Raw genomic sequence first — 19258 nt, 5'->3', positions numbered from 1 at the left:
AGCACCGCCGCGTGCTATGCTGGAACAGCAAAAACCCGCCGCCTTTCTGGGGAGTCAGGCGCGGGGGACGGCGAACACCTTATCAAGGAGGTGACGCACATCCAGACTACCACGCATCTCAAGGCGTTCAGGTATCGCCTTCGCCCAACCAGAGCGCAGGAAGCTGCGCTGAACGAACAGTTGCGCCTCTGCCGCAACCTGTACAACTGCGCCCTGCAGGAACGTCGGGACGCCTACCGCAAGGTCGGAAAGACCGTGACCGGGTACGACCAGATGAAGTATCTGACGGAAATCAAGACCGCACTGCCGGAGTACAAGGGGGTCTACTCCCAGGTGCTTCAGGACGTTCTCAAGCGGCTGGACAAGGCATTTCAGGCGTTCTTCCGCAGGGTCAAGGCAGGGCAGACCCCCGGCTACCCGCGCTTCCAAGGGCGGGACAGATACGACTCCATCTGCTATCCGCAGTCGGGGTTCAGCGTCTCCGAGAAGACCGCGTGCTTCTCGAAAATCGGCAACATCCGAATCCGGCTGCATCGCCCGCTGGAAGGCAAGGTCAAGACGGCCACCATCACGCGGGACTGCGGGGAGTGGCACGTCAGCTACGTGTGCGAGGTGGAAGCCCAGCCGCTTCCCGAAACGGGAAGCTCGGTGGGCGTGGACGTGGGCACCACATGGTTCTGCATCACCTCCGATGGCGAGTTTGTGGAGAACCCCAGGCACTTTCAGACCGCCATGAAGAAGCTGCGGGTCGCTCAACGAGCAGTCAGCCGCAAGCGAAACAAGCGGAGCAACAGGCGAAGAAAGGCCGTCCAGCGGGTCGCCAAACTGCACCGCAAAGTGGCGCGGCAACGGCTCGACTTTCACCACAAGACCGCTACCAAGTTGATTCGGGAGAACGATTTGATAGCTCACGAAGACCTGAACGTGTCGGGGATGGGCAAGGGCAACGTGGCCCGCAGCATCCACGATGTCGGTTGGGGGCAGTTTTTCTCCCTACTCGCTGTCAAGGCAGAATGCGCCGGACGACGAGTGATTCGCGTAGACCCCCGGTACACCTCGCAGCGGTGCAACGCCTGCGGGCACACCTGTCGGGAGAACCGGGTCAGTCAGTCGCGCTTTCGATGTGTCGCCTGCGGTCATGTGGACAATGCCGACCTGAACGCAGCGCGGAACATCCTGGGGCGGGCCGCCCCAACAGGCATCAACGTAGCGGTAGTCAACGCAAGCGTTGCCTGAGAAGCCAACGGATTTATCCGTTGGTAGGTCACGTCTTCGAGCGAGAGGTAGTGGCCCTCGCCCCCCTGCTGCTCAGCCGCCTGACCGGGCGGGGCATCGTGCCCAAGGTGGCCAAGGGCCTGATGGAATCCCTCGGTGTGGACACGGTCCGTGAGCGACTGGATGAAGTGGAACGGCTCATCGCAGGCAAAAAGGTACCGGGACCCGGCTTCTTCGTGAGTTTCATCCGCTCGCCGGACGATTACCGGCCACCGCCTGCCCGGCAACAGGTGGCCGTGAGAGCACAGGTGGCTGCGCCGCCGCGACTGCTGGAAGCCGAAGCCGACCCGGATCAGGCGGCGCGCGAGCGCTTCGCGAGTCTGTCCGCCATAGAACGGGCTCAGGAAACCGTGCGATCCCTGAGAGTGGTGTACGGCAACCGCCTGGACGCGGGGGAGTATCGGAAACTCGGCGACGTTCTTGAGGTGGAAGCGCTGGACGCCACGCTACTCCGCGCCGAGGCGGCCCGCGCCCTAACGATGGGAACGTGCGACAACCAAGTGGCGCTCCTTCGGGTTCAGCTGGCAACCTTCTCTTGAGGGCGTTCCATACCAGACATCAGCCCCAAGCTCACAGGAGCCACGAGAAGGCCCCTCGAACGATTCTTGAGGGGTAAACCACCCTTCTGAAAACAGCGAGAACGATCCCGCCCGACTACCAACAACCCGATAAACACGGAAGGAAACGGCCAGCTGCTTGCTGCCATCACCATCAGAGTGGCATGCGCTGGCATTCCTGGATGCCTCCGCTCACGCCTGCAGCGATAACCACGCACGCGTACATGCCATAAGAACTCCGATCGAAAGGGCTGCACAGACCGTTCAATCAGAGCGAAGCGACAAGTAGAAAAACGCCTCTCCGGACGCTGAGCTGACCATCCGGTGAAGTCCTGTATAGTCAGCGAAACAAGCAGCATCCGTACCACAGATCCGCGCAGCCCCCACACAGCAGGGCATTGACCCGGCCCTGATCACCTCCATCTGCATCCCGCCTCTGCCATGCCGCCCCAGGCAACTGGCCCCAGCGGCGCCCAGCACCTGCGCACATGCAGCACACCTTCCACGACTCGACACCCGCCATACACAACGCCAGGAGTGATCCGGGTTCCCGCGACATACACCTCGAAGCCTGCAGGTGCCTGTCCCAGAAGAACCGACAGAGAGCAGTTTGCCGGTGCAATGCCTGCGGGCACGAAGACCATAACGACCGGAACGCCACGAAAACATCCCGGCCAGGGCATGGCCTTCAGGTGTCGATGGGAGCGATGGAGTGCATGTCGTCGCCCGAGAAGTCCTCAACCCTGATCGTGCTCTATCACACCACCAGCCGCCACAGATACTCCGGACCGCGACGGGCCTGAGGTTGGGACGCAGGAAACCACCACCAGCCCAGCCGACACTCGGGCGGACCACACAACCGGCCGGTTGCGGCGGGCCTTCCCGGCACCGCAGGCCGACGCGCGGAAGGTCACCGGGCAGCCCGGACGGCACCTGAACCCGAGGGACGACGGGCCTCCAGGAACCCGGCACGACCAGGCTCCCCCCTCTGCCTCCCGACCCGCGAGAGGTCGCCGGGCAGCCCGGACAGCGCCTGAACGTGACGCGCGAAACGGCGCGCGGCTCCTTCGTCACGCTCTCCTGGTGTCACGCAAGGGCGGGCAGAAAGTCGGAAGTGAAGCCCGCCACTCCTGAATCCGATGCCCGGCAGCCCTGGCCGCAACAGGTCCTCGCAGGACCTCGCATCAGGGCGCCGAAGCCCACCGACCCGTGAGCCCAGTGCATGACGGACCCTGGCCGACCAGACCCACCGGCCTCTTTCAGGGTCGCGAGCCGGACGATGAACGGTCGTCCGGAATCCCGCCGGGCATCACGAGCTGACGCGCAGGCGATCCTGACGGACCGGACCGACCAGCCTCTTTCGGTCTCCCACGCCGAACGCCGGGCGGACATCCGAAGCACAGCCGGGCCGCAAGGTTGATGCCTGATCGACTCGCGGCGATCCGACTTTCCGGCCCGCTTCAGTTCCGCAAGGCGGACGGCACAGGATCATCCGGAGCCCCGGCCGATGCCCGAACATGATCCCCGACCAGACCTCGGCCGCCTTGCGCAGCGTCCCCCATCGGGACACGGAAGGCCCGTCATGAAGTCCGCCTGCCGCTGAAGTAGAGGCGCGACCAACCCCGACCGACCAGACTCTCCTGCCCCTTTCAGCCTCCGGGAACAGATACCGGGCAGTCACCCGGAACCCCGGTGGGCACCTGAACCGGACCGCAGACGACACGTCTCGACTGACCACAGCCGAGCTTCACGGCGTCACGAATCACGACGCGAGTAGTCCGCAGTTCAGTCCACCAACCTCCCAAGTCGACGCGCGACGGACCCCGAACAGTCAGGGTCTCGTGTCACTTTCAGCCTCCGGGAACAGGCACCGAGCAGTCACTCGGAACCCCGACGAGCACTTGAACCGGACCCCGGACGACACGTCCCGACTGACCACAGCCGACCTTCGCGGCATCACGAAGGGGCATGCGAATGGTCCGCAGTTCGGTCCGCCAGTCTCCAAAGTTCACACGCGACGGACCACTGATGACCGGACTCTCTGATCTCCACTGGCCTCTAACAACAGCCGGCGAACCGTCACTCGGAACCCTGGCGAGCATCTGAACTGGACCCCGGACGACACGTCTCGACTGACAATGGCCGAGCTTCGCGGCATCACGAAGGGGCATGCGAATGGTCCGCAGTTCGGTCCGCCAGTCTCCGAAATCGATGCGCGACGGACCCCGAACGGCCAGGCTCTTCTCGCTTCTTGCGTCTGCGGGAACAGGCAGTGAGCACCTGAGTTGGACCTCAGACGACACGTCTCGACTGACCACGGCCGAGCTTCGCGGCATCACGAATGAGGACGCGGGTGGTCTGCAGTTCGGTCCGCCAGTCTTCGAAATTGACGCGCGATGGACCCCGACCGACCAGGCTCTTCGGTCTCTTCCAACTCCCGGCGACAGGCAGCGGGCAGTCATCTGGAACCCTGATCGGCGGCGGAGTCTGATGCCCGCTTGACCTCGCGCGGACGTCTCGGCTGAGGGTGAAGGCGGTCGTGCATGCGGAGCGGCGGGCTCTGAATCTGAACGCGGATCTCAGTTGTCTACACTGCTCCGCGAGGGGACGGAGGGGTGAACTTGCGCTGAACTTTTTCGCCGCGACGGGTGAAGCGCGCATGATTCTTGGCGGGTCAGTTGGTTATTTTTTTCGGAGTGATACGGCCGGTCATCACAGAGCCCGACCGTATCTGGGCGGCCGGTCAGAAATAATTTCGGCGCACTTGAGCAGCGGCGCGGAGCGTCGACGGAGGCCTGGGAGGCGCGAGCGTCGAGGCCGGACGAGGCTCTGAGCCTCGAAAAAAGCCCCTCATTCAAGGGGTAACTTGTACCGAGAATGAGCGCATCTGGAAATGAGGTTCTTGCCGATTTCCTACAGTCCTAAGCAGAGAGGTTTCCTCATCGACGCATGTTTTCCGTCGTCCCTTTCGGCGTTGCGGGGGTGTGGACTGTTTTTGGGTGTGTCCTGCGGGGCGTCTCGGGTGTTGCGTTTGTTGCGCAGTGCGGTTTTTCGGGTCGGCTGAGGCGTCGGCGGCGGCGTTGGGGGGGGGTGTTGCCTGCGGGCCGGCCCGTTGGGCGCGTCCCGCCATGAGGGGTGGGGGGTGGCGTTTGGGGCTTGTCGATCTCCGCTGCCGGTCCGTTTGGTGTCACTCGTGCGTCGTCGGATGCCACTCGCCGGTCTCCACCGACGCCTCGTCCGGGGTCACTCGTGCGTCGATCGGATGTCACTCGCCGGTCTCCACCGACGCCTCGTTCGGGGTGATTCGTGGGGTCGTGGGTGATGCTCGCCGGTCTCCGCTGCCGGTCCGTTCGGTGTCGCTTGTCGGTCTCCGCCGACGTCTCATCCGGGGTCATTCGCTGGTCTGCGGTGATGCTCACCGGTCTCTGTTGCCGGTCCGTTCGGTGTCGGTCGCTGGTCCGTTCGGGGTCGCTTGTCGGTCTCCGCCAACTCCTCGTCCGGGGTCACTCGCTGGTCTGCGGTGATGCTCGCTGGTCTCCGCTGCCGGTCCGTTCGATGTCGGTCTCCGGTCCGTCCGGGGTCCCTTGTCGGTCTCCGCCGATGCTTCGTCCGGAGTCACTCGTGGGTCTGTCCGGGGTCGGTCGTTGGTGTGCGGTGGGTGTTCGCCTGGGTGTGATGGGTGGCGGTTGGCGTGCGGCGTGGGGGCTGCGAGCGGCGGGGTCTGGCGACCCGCGCCGCTCGGTGGAGGGTGGTATGACTCAGGCGGCGGTGGTGGTTCGGGATCGGTCGGCTCGGTGGAGGAACGTCGGTGTTGCGTTCCGCCATCGCAACGGCGGAGGGTGGAACATTCAACTGGAGGGTGGCGTGCCGGACGAGATGCTGGTGATCCGGGATGCGAACGGGTATGAGCCGGGCGCGCAGTTCCGGTTGATGGTGACCCGTCCAGCGGTGTCGGGCGGGACGGACTGGTTCGAGGTGGGTCGGGCGGGACGGACTGGTTCGAGGTGGGTCGGGCGTGGGTGTCGCGGGAGGGGCGGGCGGTGCTCGCGACCCTGGACGTGATCATCCCGGCCGGTGAAACGAAACTGGTGATCCTGCCCAAGCGGAGCAGGGCGGTGCGGGCGTGAGTGGTCGGCGGGCGGATGTGTTCGTGACGGCGCTGGGTTCGGAGGGTGGGTACGTCCCGGTGGGGTTGGGGTGGGCGAGTCCGGAGGGCGGTTGGCGGTTGCGGTGTTTCGCCCGGCCGGGCGCGGCGCGGTTCGGGTTGTTCCTGCCGGCCGGGTGTTCGGGTGTGCTGCCGTCCCGGGTGACGGTGCATGCGAGCAGCGGGGACCAGGTGGGGTCGGGGGCGTTCGTTCTTGGGTTGCGGGGCGTGATGCTTCAGGTGAGTGCGTGGCCGGCGGGCCGGTCAGGTGAGTGCTGGTTGACGGCGCGGGTTCCGGCGGGCGCGCGGTTGGAGCCGGTGACCGCTCGGCGGTGATGGGCGGGTCCGGCGGGGCGGGGTCTGGCGACCCTCGCCCGCCGACAGGTGATGACGGTTGGTGCGGGCATTGATGCTCTGCGCGGGTTGGGATGTTCAACCGGGCGGGCGGGTCCTGTGTCCGGTGCGGGGGGCGTTCGTGTCTCTCTCCGCAGATGGACGGGGGGTGCTGGTGCGGGTGCCTTCAGGAACTCGGACGGTGGTGGAGGTCGGCCGGCGGGTGCGGTTGGTCCGGCCGCCGTCGGTGCGGTGGGGGACGTGACGCTCGTCTCCTGGGACGCGGGGTGGTTGCGGCGCGCGGACGTCCGGGTTCGGGCGGCGGCGTTGGTGGCGGGCGTGGGTTCGTCGCGCGGCGTGGTGAGTCTGGTGTCACCGTACCTGGATCAGGTGGGCGTGCGGGTAGAGGGCGTGACGGTGATCGAGTCACGGGCCCGGCCGGGTGAGCCGTTCTCGGTCCGGTTGGAGGACGACCCGGTCCGGCGTTCGTCGTCCGGTGGCCTGGGGCGTCTGCTGTTCATGACGGCGGTGGCGTTGACGGCTGGCGTCCGGGACTGAACGGGTGACCCCTGCTCTCGCGCTCTGACTCCGGTGGTGGACGCTCCCTCTCTCTGCTCCGGTGGACGTTCCCTCCCGGGCGGGCGGCGCTTCCTCCTCTCTGCATTTCGGCGGGCGGGGTCTGGGGTCTGGTGACCCTCGCCCGCCGATGGGTGCTGGTGTGTTTCGCGTTCTCTTCTGCGAGGTGGGTGCTGATGAATCTGCATGCAGCGTTGGGCCGGGAGTGCTGGAACATGCAGACGAACTGGTCGGCGTTGTCTCCTCTCTCCGGCGTGGGAGTCTCCATCACGCATGGCGGGGAGCGGGCGCTGCTGGAGTTGTGTTCCGGGTGGCGGACGATCTTCGACGCGCGGCGGGGGGGGGTTGCTGATCGCGCCGGCGGTACGGGTGGTGGACGGCGTGACGCTCCGCACGGTGAGTGCGCGGGCGTGGCGGGACGAGTCGCTGGGGCTGGCGGCGGCGGCAGCGTTGCGGGCGTTCGGCTCGGCGAGTGGGGTGTTCGGGCGGCCGGACTGGGCGTCAGGTGACTGGAGTCTGTCGGCGGAGGACACCGCGGGCCGGTGGGTGAACGTGCGGCGGGCGTTGCGGGACCGGGAGGCGGCATAGACCCGTCCAGCAGAGGTGGCGGCACGGACGTGCCGTTGGCGTGGCGTTCCTCTGCCCACATACCTCTACACCACCCGGAGCCCGTTGGGCCCGCGGGTGGTGAAAACGGGGAGGCATGCGCTCAATCACAAACCTGGCGATGATCCAGCCGCATGGAGAATCGGCGGTCACACCACCATGCGTCACATCCGTGCCGTTCGTGTTATGGCCGGGGCCGGCGCCTCCCACTGCAGATATCCAGCCGGACCATTCTCTGACTATTTTCGGCTCACCTGCTACAGCAGACCATCACGACATCGCACCTGCGATCACGATCAACGGAGCACTCGGCAGCCACCTTCCCGTGAAATTCGCCCCCTTACGGGGGCGGCCTTTTTTGCTGTCGAACGCCCGTTTGACCGTCATCGCATCGCCGTCGCATGACGACGCACCCACCACCACACGGAGGCTCCCATGGCATTTAACGATCTGGACACGTACAGCACACGCAACCACAAAGAGAGCTATCCCAAACTCGACGCCCTGTTTGATGGACAGCCATCTCAGTTGGCCAAATGCGGCCCTCGGGGCCGCCTTTTCGATCTCCCGACCGGTCTGCACGTCACCGCGCTCGACAGCAACTACCTGCAGATCGGTGACCTCGTGATCCGCACCGAGGTGCATGCACTCCCCTCCGCGCCCCTCATCGCCGTGATTGACGCGTCGCCGAATTTCCGGCAGTACACCGGACTGGACGAGCTGCTGACGATCCTCCGCGACCCCGACGCCAACGTCACACTGTTTCGGGAACGAATCACCGACGTCGTCGCTCGGGGGCTCCACGCCGGTCAGCCCCCACAGCTCGTCACGCCGTCGAGCGGGTTCACGGCTGTGTGGCACCCGGCGCGAACCCAGTTCATCCGCACGCCCGACGGCCACTGGTTCACCCGCCTCGCGTTCGAGCTGACCCCCACCGCCGACCTCGAACCCGCGGCCCAGCTGACGACGTTCGGGCTGGATCTCGGCAGTTCGCCCGTCGTCTGTGCGGCCGGCGGTGACGGCCGCGTGGAGATGTTCGGCGGGCCCCTCCCGCTGCTCAACGCGCTGCGCCGCCGCGACGACTACTCCGCGGAGGAGAGGCGGGTGTTGCGGCTCCTCACGTACGCCGCCGGACGCGAGGAGGCGGAGGCCGCCATCCGGTTTCTCGCCCGTACCGCGAGCATGGTCTACGCCGAGCAGCTCACCATCGAGGGCATGTGGGGCGGTTTTATCGCGACCGGCCGCCTGCAGGCGACTCTCGATTTTCATTTCTCCTGGTTACCGCAGGCGCTGTTTCGGGCGGGCGTGCCGTTCGAGCGCGTCAACGCGCGGGGAACCAGTCAGGTGTGCCACGTCCATCCCGATACGATCGGAAAACGCGACGGGAAACGATTTGTATGCCCGCGGTGCGTCGGCGTTCAGCACGTGGATGTCAACGCCGCCCGTAACGTTCATGCCCGTGGACTGCGCCAGTACGGTGTGCGACCGTCGTTCCACTGGCGTCGGCAGCGTCGGCGTGCGGCATGACGCTCCTGATATCCGTCCGTGCGCCAGTGGACGAGCGCACTTCCGGACTGCGGGGACTGGCCTCGCCTACCTCGGGGAGGATCTGCTCATGACGCGGGGTACGTCCAGCATCCCCGCCACCCGTCTCGCCGCCAACCTGCACCTCCTGGCGACCGTCGGCCTCACCACGGCGCAGCAGGTACAGCTGCTCGGGTTGGACGCCCGCGCGGTGCGACTCGCGCTCCCGACCGGCCTCCCGCTGCCCGTCTCCCCAGAGCAGCAGCAGAGGATCCGGTCGAGCGTGGAGATCGCCCAGGCCGTCCACGTCCTCTACAACCGCTACCCCGAGCGCTGGTTCACCCGTGAGAACAACCGTCCGCCGTTCGACGGGCAGACGCCCCTGGCGTACGTTCTGGCCGGCGGCACGGCGGCGCTCGTCGCCACGCACCGCTCGCTCCTCGCAGACCTCAACGGGTTGTTCAGCACATCGCTCGAGTCCAGGGCACTGGCGGGCTCGCTCCCGCAACCCGACATCGAGGTGGACGCATCCCTGTAACTAGAAGTCCCGAGATTCTGTCCCCCGCACAGTGACCGTTGGCGATTTGGGGGGTTTGCACCCGATCACCGTTGGCGATTTGGGGGGTTTGCACCCGATTACCGTTGGCGATTTGGGGGGTTTGCACCCGATCACCGTTGGCGATTTGGGGGGTTTGTCCCCGATCACCGTTGGCGATTTGGGGGGTTTGTCCAAAAACAACGTCCTAGAGCGCTTTCACGAATTCGTCTTTGATGATGATGTTTTTTAAGTATTTAAAAGAAAAAACATCATCATTCACATAAACCAGGAAGTTGAACAATGCGCGGAAAAAAGGTAAGCTCGCTGCAATCTGACCAACCAGCCCAGCGGGCGGTGGGCATCACGCACATAGAGAGGAATCTGGCGCGGCTGAATCTGATTCAGAGTGTCAAGCAAACGCATCAGACGCAGTGGCATAAGACGGTCGAGCTCGACAGCCATGGGGCGATCCGTATTGAATGTACAGCCGCAGCTGGCGACGTCGTCCCTCACGGAACCGATAATGACGTGCTGCTGGGACTTGTTACGGCCGCCGTGATACAGGACATGCCCGATGACGACAAGGTCACCATGACGGTAGTGGAACTGCTGCGAATGAGTGGCGTGCAGCCTAGTGCCCGCGCTTACAAAGAGGTTCACGAAACCCTGAGGAGGTTACAGCGTACCTCATACGAGATTCGGGATTCTTGGTTCGACCAGGGGCGCTTACAGTGGCGCAGTGTAACGATGAGCATCATCGTGCGGGTCGAAGTGAACGGAATAGCCGCCATAGGTGAAACTATTGGTCGCTGGCAACCCCACACGCAGGTCACAGTGCAACTGGACCGGACAGTGATGCAGAGCGTGCGGGACGGATACCTGCGCGCCGTGGATCGCCGACTTCTCGAACAGCTGAAGCAACCCATGGCCCGCAACGCGTTTCTGACGCTCAGTGTTCTGCGGCTCCAGAACGATGAAAACCTCGCTGACACCTACCGAGTTCCACTGATGCGGTGGGCCGCGCACCTCGGCCTTCACTGGGATCGCCCGGACAAGGTCGTAAGGGCTCTGGCGCCCGTCCATGAGTCGCTGAAACGCGCCGGGCTACTGGAAGGCGTGGAGTTCAAAGGTCGTGGCACGGCGCAGGTCATCACCTACCGGTTCTATCCATCCGCCTCTGACGCACTGGATGTTCCCGGTTCAGGTGATGATCCCCGCGCGGTGAGTGGATCTGGCGGTTCTCCCTCACAACCAGAAACCCGGCCATTCGACGCCCATGCGGTTACACTCCTCACTGCTGAGGGGGTCGCGCCGGGACGCGCCGTCAGACTGGCCCGTCAGTTCACGCTCGCACAGGTCGAGGTTGCCGTGCGAACCCTGGCGGCGCTGCGTGCCACGCCGTACCGTGAGCGGGTCACGAATCCTGCGGGCCTCCTGCTCGACATCCTCGCGCACCCGGACCGGTACGTGCTGCCCGGTGCGGCGGCCCGGACCTCCACGCCGGCAGCTCCGCCAGCTACAGGTACCGACAAGCAGGAAACCGCAGTTCCCGACACCAGGCAGCCGGCCTCGCCCGAGCCACCACCGGACGTGGAACGCACCGCATCGGCCGCACTGACGCTGCTGTCCCGTCGGCTGGACACCACCACGGATGGACGGACGGTGCGGGACGAGGCTGTGGAAGCGTTCATCGCCGGTCTCGTAGGCGCCCTGGATCTCATCAGGATCGGCAAGGCCGCCACCGTCCCGGAAGCCCGGGCACTGCTGGATCGCCTGCGCACGCGCCAGAAGCACGCGCCCTGAACAGAAAGATCGGCGCACCCGGGCAGTCGTAACCCCACAACTCATCTTGACACTCCCCAGGCCTAAAGGCCGGGGATTCTTGCCGTCTTGTAGACGGCTCCACGCCTGGACTGCGCGTGTGACACCTGGGGACGAAAGCGCTGTCCCCAGGTGGTCGGTGCCATACCGACCAGTACGGGAGTCCAGGGCAGCGAGGGGGTTCGCCCATAGGCTGTTCCCTTGCCCGCCTGGATCTCCAGATACTTCGCTCTGATATTCACCGCGCCGACCCCATCCCGATCCATGCGGTGCTGCCCACAGGGCGACACGAAGTGTCGCCCGCGTGGTTTACGCCGCTGTCCCGTCCATGGGCACGTCTGCGAGGTGAACGCTTCATCGATGACGACGACCTGCAGTCCGAACTTCCGCCCCTGTGCTTTCAGTTCGGTCAGGAACTGACCGAACATCCAGGCGTGGAGTTTCTGGTTCGCCCTGGGCCCATAATCGATGCGGTTTCGAATATCGCCGAGGTCACCCACGGCGATCGTCTGCACCCGGCTCTCGTGGAGGGTGGAGACAACCTGTCTGGCCTGCTTGCGGAGTTGATCCCGGTTCTGACGTTTGATGCGGTCCCGGAGGGTGCGCCGGGCCCGCTGGAGGCGACGGAGCCGCTTTGAGGATCGCTGCCCCGGTGGACGGCCGTTCTTCTTACGGGCGATGCGGGCATCAAGCTTCGCTTGATGCTTGTTCGCGTAGTGGTTCCGCGCGCGGATGAGGCGCCCGGAGTGCAGGTGCACGCCCTGCCCGTCATACACGGCTGCGATCCGCGCCTCCCCGATGTCGATGCCGGCCACACTATCCCCCAGTGGGGTCTGCACCGGGCGGGTATCGACGTACATGGCCCGCAGTTCGTACCCACCACACGCTCTCCAGCCAATCTCCACGTTCACGGGGAGATCAAAAGCCCACGGAATGACCAGCGGATGTGCACGGTCTCCGGTGGAGAGGATCAACTGTCCGTTCCGCACACGGATGGCGCTGCTTTTGAAGGTGACTTTGAAGAACCGTTTGCGTCGTCTGGGGAAGCGAGCCTTCGGGTCGGTCTTCTTGCGGGTCCGGGCGGAGTCCATGCTGGCGATGAAGGCGTCCACGACCGCGTCGCAGGAGTGGGAGTGCAGTAGACCAGCCGGGTCTTTGGGAAAGAGTTTCTGCAAGGTGCCGCTGGAGAGGAACACCGCCTGACGGCGGTGATCCTTGCGTTTCCCGGCGGAGCGGCGCAGGGTGCGCCAGAAGGTGGTGAGCACCTGGGAGTAGAGGGCGCCGCTGGCGGCGCTCAGTTCGTCCAGGCGAGGTTTCAGGATGCTGGGCAACGTGAGCTTGCGGACGAAGTAGGTCCGCACTGCCCGTCCCCGTTTTCCTATTGCCATGGACGTATTCTACTGCATGCATTCCGCCATGAACAGCATGGCGGCCCCTGTGGGGCCGCCGCCTGACTGACCCCGTAACGATAGGTAGGGCCTCGCGGCCTTTCCCCCGTTCCAAACCGGACGTGCGACTTTCATCGCATCCGGCTTTCCAGACTCCGGTACTTGTACCAGCTCCTCATCTTCTTTGCCTTGCGGCATTCGCGGTCTGTTCAGGGACAGGCCCTGTCTAACGTCTCCACGAATAAGGAAGTGGGGGTCACTTTCCATTCCCTTTGTCCTGGTGGACCTTCACCATGTCCCGTCCATTACAGACAGGCATTGGGCTACTACGCCACCTCCGTCCTCCTTCTCACACGCTGACATTTTCGCGTCCCTTGCGGGTGAAGTGATGTAGGAGTTCCCAAATTCCAACGCGATTGACGTATCTAGAGTTCCTTAGCAGCTTGCTGTGCGCCGGGTGGTCGAAGTTCGTCCATCAGGGAACCATAGCCCCTTTGGTCTCCACCGTGCCTTTTGGCTCAGGTGTAACAGCCTTATTTCACCTGTTCGGATTAACGGCGCTTTAAACGCAAGTTTCTTTCGTCTGCTTAGAACTCAGGGCTGGTCTGTCCACCGCCGTAGGCTGGCAGTATAAGAACTTTTGTCAGTGAGCTTCATACCTCTACAATTGTCAATTATAGACGCATGTCACCTAGCCCTCGAACCACGAACCAAGTTCGACCTCCTGAAGAAGTAATCAAATCGCGCCGTTAGATGGCGCACATGGATGAATCCAGGGGCTTGCGTCAAGCCTGTGGTCAGGCCTGTGGTCACTACGACCCACACGACAAGGAGTTATATATGCGCGCACATCGACGTTTTCTCGGGCATCCGCCTGACACCCGTTCCACTGGCGACCACCTGCCTCTCGCTCAAGTGACGTTCACCAGCGGGTCCCTCCGCACCCTGCATGAGCAGTTGTACGTTCCTGGTCGCCTGCGTTCAGGGCTCCTGTTCGGTGAGCAGACTGGAGACACCCTGCACGTTCACCTCGCGACGCCGCCGCTGTACCCGCACTGGCATGCGGATCCCGTGCAGGCGCTCCTGCAGCCCGACGAGCGGTACGCGCTCGGGTGGAGTGACTGCGTGTCGGCCGTACACGGCCCGCACGTCGACTGGACCGGCAGCTGGCTGGCGTACCCCAGCAGCGAACTCGGGGAACTCCAGGCGGATCTCGGATGGGTGGATCTGATGGCCGCGCATGGGTTGGTGGACGCCCAGCATGTGCTGCTCACGGTCGGGTGGGACGAGGGCGTGTTCGCTGCTCGCGGATTCACGCAGGATCACCACCGGCACTGGCAGGAGCTCATGTGCCACACCGCGCCGCAGAAACCCCCCATGAACCGCAACTGATCTGGCGAACTGCCCGGGCAGGACCGGTGCGTTCTTTTCAGCGGGCGGCGTCCGGACCGCCGGTCAGGAGGTCTGTCAGGTCCAACGCAAGTTCCTTGTTGAGGCTGTCCAGCCTCTTGCGCCACTTGGCGATACCGGCGGCCGATCCCGGGGCGCGCTGTAAGCCCCGCAGACTCACGGCCGGAACGAGTGGCTTCAGTCGGCCGGCCGTCTGCCTGATCGGCCCTGCACTCGCCAGTTGTGCGCCCATCCTGCGCGCCTCACTCTCCAGCCCGGCGTCCGGGTCGATGCCGGTGCCCACGCGGCCCTGGCTCTGCTGGACGGTGTGCGTGACCTCGTGCGCCAGGAGTTCCAGGCCGCTCTGCGTGCTCGGATTGAAGCTCCCCGCCTGGAAGAAGATGTCCGTGCCCGTCGTGAACGCGATGGCGTTCACGCCCTTGGCGAGCTTGTCGGCCTGCGCGTCATCGTGAATCCGCACGCGGCTCAGGTCATGGTTCAGGCCCTGCTCCAGGTGACGCTGAATGGCTTCCGGAAGCGGGTTCCCGCTCCCACGCCGCGCCTGGATGCGGGCCAGCACGGGCTGTGTGGCTTCCGCGTCCAGCTCCGCGAGTTGCCGCTGAAGGGTCTGCAGGGTGTCGAAGTTCAGGGCAGCCTGCTCCTGCGCCTGGAGGCGCTGCAGGGTCTCGTCGACCGCCCGCCGAAGGGGGAGCCGCTCCGCAGAAGGAATCAGACCCAGTACCACGCGGGCGACTGGGGCACTGACTGGATGGCGCTGCAGAGTGGCGAGGTGCTCCCCGTACGCGGCGTAGCGGGCCTGGGCATCCCCCCGGTCTGAGCGGAAGCCCTGTGCGAGGGTCTGTGCCACCTGCCGTTGCAGCGCGGTGAAGGCTGCGCTGCAGCGGGAATCCAGCGATTGCCCGTGGACTTCTTCGGCCCGGGCGCGCATCACAGTCACCCACTCGGCGGGCGTGGTGGGCCGATCGGGAACGGGGCGGGGGTCCGCCTGTGGCCCCACAGTCGTCACTTCACCGAGCGCTGCTACCTGCCGCTGGACGTGGCCGCGTTCCTGTTCGAGGTGGGCGTGTTCCTGTCTGTCCAGGCTGGCGGCCCGCAGGACCGGCCCGGCCGCGTGACGCTGCGCGCTCTGTGGGCGGGTGCCGTGCCTTGTGAGGGCCTGCCGCTGGACGGCGAGGGGCTCCATGGCCACTGGCACGTCCATCTGTTCTGGCGTCCGCTGTGGGAGCGGGGCCTTGCGTCTGGTCTGCTGGACCCGTTCGGTCATGACGGGCAGCGTACCGCGCAGGTGGACGGCAGGTCAGCGCAAATGAGCATGAGGGACCATGGCGGCCCCATCGTCTTGAATCGGGTCCTTCGCAAGCCTGCCGTCCACGACCTTCACCAGCGACCCGGGCCCCGCGCACTTCGTGCAGACGTTATACGGACTCCGATTGAATGGGCTGCAAAGCCCGTTCAATCCGAGCGGATGCGAGAAGGAGAGAAACGGGTTCCGGACGTGGAGCCGGCAATCCGGCGAAGTTCCGGATTGTTGGCGAAACAAACGGCAGTCCGTATTACACGCCTACACCTGCCCGCGGCCGGGCAGCAGCCAGACCTAGGGGCTTCCCCTGAGCTTCTCGGTGAAACACCTGTCAGCGAACGCTGCTGGGCCGGCGCCGGGGAGGACGCTGCGTCGCTTCAAGAGCATGCCTGCTTCTCGCCTGGCTGGCAACGCGCACATGCAGGAATGGCCGAGATGTCCGAATTCAACAGAGGATGAAGACCTGCACCGACCATCTGCCTTGAGGTTCGGACATCTCGGCCACCCGGGAGTTCGGACATCTCGGTCAGTTGTGGAAGCGGCAAGGAGTTGCAGCCCGTTGCCAGCGTGAATTTTTCAGAAAGAAGTGTCGCGTGGGAACTGACCGAGATGTCCGAATTGATCCAGGTAATGTTGAACTCAAGAAGTTCGGACATCTCGGCCACTTACTCTCCTGCCTGTTCGGACATCTCGGTCAATTGAGTGGAGACCCGGTCGGACATCTGGGTTGGTTTTGTCCGGACATCTCGGTCAGTCGCAGAGAGGGTATTCGGACATCTCGGTCAGTTTTGAAGAGGAAAGTTCGGACATCTCGGTCAGTTCTGGCGGCCCTAGTTCGGACATCTCGGCCAGGAAAAATCTGAAAATGACGTGCACGACGTAAATCGGACGGCTTCTCTGATGATGATCAATCTTTTAATCAATCAAATTCTTTACCTGTCAGGAGAAATCATCAATCAGGCACCTGCCCCTCAATGCCAGATTCTGCCGCCTATACTGGGCAGATCGTGAAACACCAGGTCGAACGTTCACGCCCGCCCCGGTCCGGCGTGCGGGTCCCTGCGATCGAGACCCCACGCCGCGTCGACGAACTGAACCTGGGGCAACTGGGGCTGATCTGCGTACAGGAACGCATTCCAAGTGATTACACCAGCTGGGAAGTCCACCTCGACGTCGACGGGCAACCCGCGAGACTCTCCTGCGTGGCGCCCAGTGAGTTCGGTGGTGTGCCGCACGGCCTGGACGGCGACATCATGAACGGTATCCTGACCATCTTCCTGGAACAGGGTTCCCCCGAAAGCGGTGAGATCGTCACGACCGGGCATCAGATTCTCGTGAGCGCGGGACTGGATGTCGGCGGCCGGTACTACCAGGTGCTGCATGCCAGCCTGCACCGCCTGAACAGTGCGAAGTTCGTCGCTCAGAACGCGTGGCGGGCCCACACGCAGCGCCGCTGGACCACGCAGACCTTCTCGCTGGTGGACGATCTCGCGTACGACAGTGCCGAGCAGACCCTCGGGCGCGGAAGCGTCATCCGGATCCGGCTGCACCGCGCGTTCGTCCAGAGCGTCCGGGAGAAGTACCTCAAACCCCTGGACCCGATGCTCCTCGGAGAACTCACGCGGCCCCTGACCCGCAGCGTGTACCGCCTGCTGGACGCCCGCCGGTACGACCCGACCGATCCGCAGGTGATCGCCATGGACCTGCGGATGCGCCTCGTGCACTGGGGTATCGAATGCAAGCTCAAGGACCTGGTGCCCAGCCGGATTCGCCGGGCCCTGGAAAAAGCTCACACCGAACTGCAGGAACACGGGTACCTCGAAGTGGTGGAGCACCTGGGAAGCGGTGCGCGGCAGGAGATCGTCTACCGCTTCGGCGATGGCACCAATTTCGGTATGGACCTGCTCAGCCGCCTCGTGCGGCACGGCGTCGGTGTGAACGTCGCGCAGTCAGTGGTTCAGGAAACCGCTCGGGACGATCTGATCCACCGCCTCGCGAAAGCGGAATACCTGCTGGCCCGGGGTTCCGGGCGAATTCAGAACCGCGCCGGGTACGTGGTGAGCGTCCTCAAGGACGACGGCACCCGGTTTCCCGATCCGGAGGGGTTCGTGCCGCCTGCCTCTCCAAAGGGCCGTGTGGCCCGGTCTGCTGGCGTGGCCACGCCAGCGCCTCCAGCCGCACAGGAGCCTGCTCAGGAGGACGTGGCGAGTGTCCGCCACGCCCGTGAAGTGGAGTTGCGGTCCCTGAGTTCCGAAGAGCAGGCGGACGCCCTCATAGCCCGTATGCGGTTGTTATGCGGCGCGCAGGTTGTGAAGCTCGGCGCAGCCCGGATCGCTCTGATCCATCAGGCGATCCGGGACACGCTTCTGGACACGGTCACCGTGGAACGGGAACTGATGACAGCCGTGTACGGCGGGAGCGCTGAAGTCTTCCTGCAGGCACTGGTCCGGGAAGCCGAGGAGCGCATTCAGAAGGGCCAGGGCGCACTGCTCGGCGGGTGAAGCCAAATCAATGAGGGCGTGTTCGCTGCTCGCGGGTTCACGCAGGATCACCACCGGCAGTGGCAGGAGCTGACGTGCCATACCGCGCCGCAGAAACCCCCCATGAACCGCAACTGACCCGCCGACCTGCCCGGGCAGGGCCGGTGCGTTCCGTTCAGCGGGCGGCGTCCGGAGTGCCTGTCAGGAGGTCCGTGACGGGGATGGCCAGCGCTTCCGCCAGGCGGTAGAGCGTGCTGATGCGGAAGTCCTTGCGTCCGTTCTCGAGTTGCGTGACGTACGAGCGGTGCACGCCCGCCCGGTGGGCGAACTCGTCCTGGTTCCAGCCGCGCTGCTCGCGGACGGCGCGTATTCGCAGGCCAATCCCGACCAGTGTGTCCGACTGCTCGTCCATCCAGTTAGCCTCGCGCGATGTGAGAAATAGTGCGACTTGCTATAGAAAGACTTGCTATAACAATCAGGCTCCATCCAGACCTGTGAACACGTTTCCCTTCTCTCCTTCTGTTGAGGTTCCCGTATGCGTACCCGAATGCTGCCCGCCCTGCTCATCCCGGCCCTGATCGCTTCCTGCAACACCACGTCCGTCACCACCGATCCCCTCGATCTGTCCTTCACTGCCACCGGCACGACCCAGAACTACAAGCCCGTACAGGACGCCGAGCTGTCGTACACCACGCAGAACACGAAGCTCGTCGTCGGCACCCTGAAAGCAGGTGGAACGGTGGACATCACCATGACCGCCGCGCAGGCCACCTCGGTCACCATGCGTCAGCTGAGTGAGTACGCGACCGCCTGGAAGAACGGCGGGTGTGACATCAGCGGCCTCGCGGTTCAGGACACGACACTGAGGTTCACGGACCGTGCGATGTTCAATACGGCCGGCGGTACGTCCAGCGTCCTGTACCCGCAGGCGGTCAGGAAGAACGCCGACGGAACCACCACCGTCGAACGAAGCGGCTTCTGGTACGCCCAGAAAACCGGCAGCATGAAAGGGGCCGTCAAGTGCCCTGGGCGTCCGGACGTCACGTACGACGTGACCCTGCAGCCCGGCTGGAACACGACCGTGCATACCCTCACCACCCGCCCGGACGGCACGATCACCGACGACCGGATCGGGCAGTCCAGGGTCACGAATACGTACGATGGCCCCTGGTACGCGTACACGGTCACGAACCCCTGATATGGACTCGGACTGAGCTGTCTGCAGACAGCTCATACGGACTCCGATTGAATGGCTTTGTAAGCCATTCAATCCAAGCGAAGCGAGTAGGAGCTGGGCGGGTTCCGG

The 19258-nt window shown here is 64.5% G+C and carries 14 protein-coding genes; 10 read left to right on the top strand and 4 right to left on the bottom strand.

Annotated features, from left to right (window positions below; all coding sequences use genetic code 11):
- Positions 1 to 90: 90 nt before the first annotated feature.
- The 7 genes from ABDZ66_RS03225 to ABDZ66_RS03195 all read left to right on the top strand — a co-directional run bounded on the left by ABDZ66_RS03225 (position 91) and on the right by ABDZ66_RS03195 (position 11356).
- Positions 91 to 1236, top strand: coding sequence for an RNA-guided endonuclease InsQ/TnpB family protein (locus ABDZ66_RS03225; RefSeq protein WP_343756004.1), 1146 nt, complete (start codon positions 91 to 93; stop codon positions 1234 to 1236).
- 50 nt (positions 1237 to 1286) lie between these two features.
- Positions 1287 to 1814 carry a hypothetical protein gene (locus ABDZ66_RS03220; RefSeq protein ID WP_343756002.1) on the top strand — a complete coding sequence of 176 codons (528 nt, stop codon included), beginning with the start codon at positions 1287 to 1289 and terminating at the stop codon, positions 1812 to 1814.
- 4756 nt (positions 1815 to 6570) lie between these two features.
- Complete coding sequence (locus ABDZ66_RS03215) at positions 6571 to 6867, top strand: hypothetical protein (RefSeq protein WP_343756000.1); 297 nt, start codon at positions 6571 to 6573, stop codon at positions 6865 to 6867.
- A gap of 399 nt (positions 6868 to 7266) precedes the next feature.
- A complete protein-coding gene (locus ABDZ66_RS03210; protein ID WP_343755998.1) occupies positions 7267 to 7473 on the top strand; it encodes a hypothetical protein in 207 nt (68 codons plus the stop codon).
- A 453-nt stretch (positions 7474 to 7926) separates the two neighbouring features.
- Entirely contained in the window at positions 7927 to 9018 is a 1092-nt protein-coding gene (locus ABDZ66_RS03205; RefSeq protein WP_088250512.1) for a zinc ribbon domain-containing protein, read from the top strand.
- An 88-nt stretch (positions 9019 to 9106) separates the two neighbouring features.
- The gene (locus tag ABDZ66_RS03200; protein WP_343755996.1) at positions 9107 to 9553 is read left to right on the top strand and encodes a hypothetical protein; all 447 of its coding nucleotides are present in this window, start codon (positions 9107 to 9109) and stop codon (positions 9551 to 9553) included.
- Positions 9554 to 9853: 300 nt separating this feature from the next.
- Positions 9854 to 11356, top strand: coding sequence for a replication initiator protein A (locus ABDZ66_RS03195; protein WP_343755994.1), 1503 nt, complete (start codon positions 9854 to 9856; stop codon positions 11354 to 11356).
- Between the two features lie 62 nt (positions 11357 to 11418).
- On the opposite strand, the gene ABDZ66_RS03190 is transcribed toward ABDZ66_RS03195, so the two are convergent.
- A complete protein-coding gene (locus ABDZ66_RS03190) occupies positions 11419 to 12762 on the bottom strand; it encodes an RNA-guided endonuclease InsQ/TnpB family protein (protein ID WP_343755993.1) in 1344 nt (447 codons plus the stop codon).
- A 957-nt stretch (positions 12763 to 13719) separates the two neighbouring features.
- Between ABDZ66_RS03190 and ABDZ66_RS03185 the strand changes: the two genes are divergently transcribed.
- The gene (locus ABDZ66_RS03185) at positions 13720 to 14154 is read left to right on the top strand and encodes a hypothetical protein (RefSeq protein ID WP_216360397.1); all 435 of its coding nucleotides are present in this window, start codon (positions 13720 to 13722) and stop codon (positions 14152 to 14154) included.
- A gap of 37 nt (positions 14155 to 14191) precedes the next feature.
- On the opposite strand, the gene ABDZ66_RS03180 is transcribed toward ABDZ66_RS03185, so the two are convergent.
- Positions 14192 to 15436, bottom strand: coding sequence for an eCIS core domain-containing protein (locus tag ABDZ66_RS03180; RefSeq protein ID WP_343755988.1), 1245 nt, complete (start codon positions 15434 to 15436; stop codon positions 14192 to 14194).
- 413 nt (positions 15437 to 15849) lie between these two features.
- The gene (locus tag ABDZ66_RS03175) at positions 15850 to 16137 is read right to left on the bottom strand and encodes a hypothetical protein (protein ID WP_343755986.1); all 288 of its coding nucleotides are present in this window, start codon (positions 16135 to 16137) and stop codon (positions 15850 to 15852) included.
- Positions 16138 to 16446: 309 nt separating this feature from the next.
- Between ABDZ66_RS03175 and ABDZ66_RS03170 the strand changes: the two genes are divergently transcribed.
- On the top strand, positions 16447 to 17973 hold the full coding sequence (locus tag ABDZ66_RS03170; protein ID WP_343755984.1) for a replication initiator protein A: 1527 nt from the start codon (positions 16447 to 16449) through the stop codon (positions 17971 to 17973).
- Positions 17974 to 18127: 154 nt separating this feature from the next.
- On the opposite strand, the gene ABDZ66_RS03165 is transcribed toward ABDZ66_RS03170, so the two are convergent.
- A complete protein-coding gene (locus ABDZ66_RS03165) occupies positions 18128 to 18364 on the bottom strand; it encodes a helix-turn-helix domain-containing protein (protein ID WP_343755982.1) in 237 nt (78 codons plus the stop codon).
- A gap of 123 nt (positions 18365 to 18487) precedes the next feature.
- Between ABDZ66_RS03165 and ABDZ66_RS03160 the strand changes: the two genes are divergently transcribed.
- The gene (locus ABDZ66_RS03160) at positions 18488 to 19150 is read left to right on the top strand and encodes a hypothetical protein (RefSeq protein ID WP_343755980.1); all 663 of its coding nucleotides are present in this window, start codon (positions 18488 to 18490) and stop codon (positions 19148 to 19150) included.
- Positions 19151 to 19258 lie beyond the last annotated feature (108 nt).

The organism is Deinococcus depolymerans, from assembly GCF_039522025.1.
Classification (GTDB): Bacteria; Deinococcota; Deinococci; order Deinococcales; family Deinococcaceae; genus Deinococcus; species Deinococcus depolymerans.
The sequence above is the reverse complement of the archived record's forward strand: the minus strand, read 5'-3'. Positions and strand labels throughout refer to the sequence as shown.

Bases quoted from the DNA above. Each gene is read 5' to 3' on its own strand.
- ABDZ66_RS03205 (WP_088250512.1), top strand. From the start codon at position 7,927: ATGGCATTTAACGATCTGGACACGTACAGCACACGCAACCACAAAGAG.
- ABDZ66_RS03200 (WP_343755996.1), top strand. From the start codon at position 9,107: ATGACGCGGGGTACGTCCAGCATCCCCGCCACCCGTCTCGCCGCCAAC.
- ABDZ66_RS03195 (WP_343755994.1), top strand. From the start codon at position 9,854: ATGCGCGGAAAAAAGGTAAGCTCGCTGCAATCTGACCAACCAGCCCAG.
- ABDZ66_RS03190 (WP_343755993.1), bottom strand. From the start codon at position 12,762: ATGGCAATAGGAAAACGGGGACGGGCAGTGCGGACCTACTTCGTCCGC.
- ABDZ66_RS03180 (WP_343755988.1), bottom strand. From the start codon at position 15,436: ATGACCGAACGGGTCCAGCAGACCAGACGCAAGGCCCCGCTCCCACAG.
- ABDZ66_RS03170 (WP_343755984.1), top strand. From the start codon at position 16,447: ATGCCAGATTCTGCCGCCTATACTGGGCAGATCGTGAAACACCAGGTC.
- ABDZ66_RS03165 (WP_343755982.1), bottom strand. From the start codon at position 18,364: ATGGACGAGCAGTCGGACACACTGGTCGGGATTGGCCTGCGAATACGC.
- ABDZ66_RS03160 (WP_343755980.1), top strand. From the start codon at position 18,488: ATGCGTACCCGAATGCTGCCCGCCCTGCTCATCCCGGCCCTGATCGCT.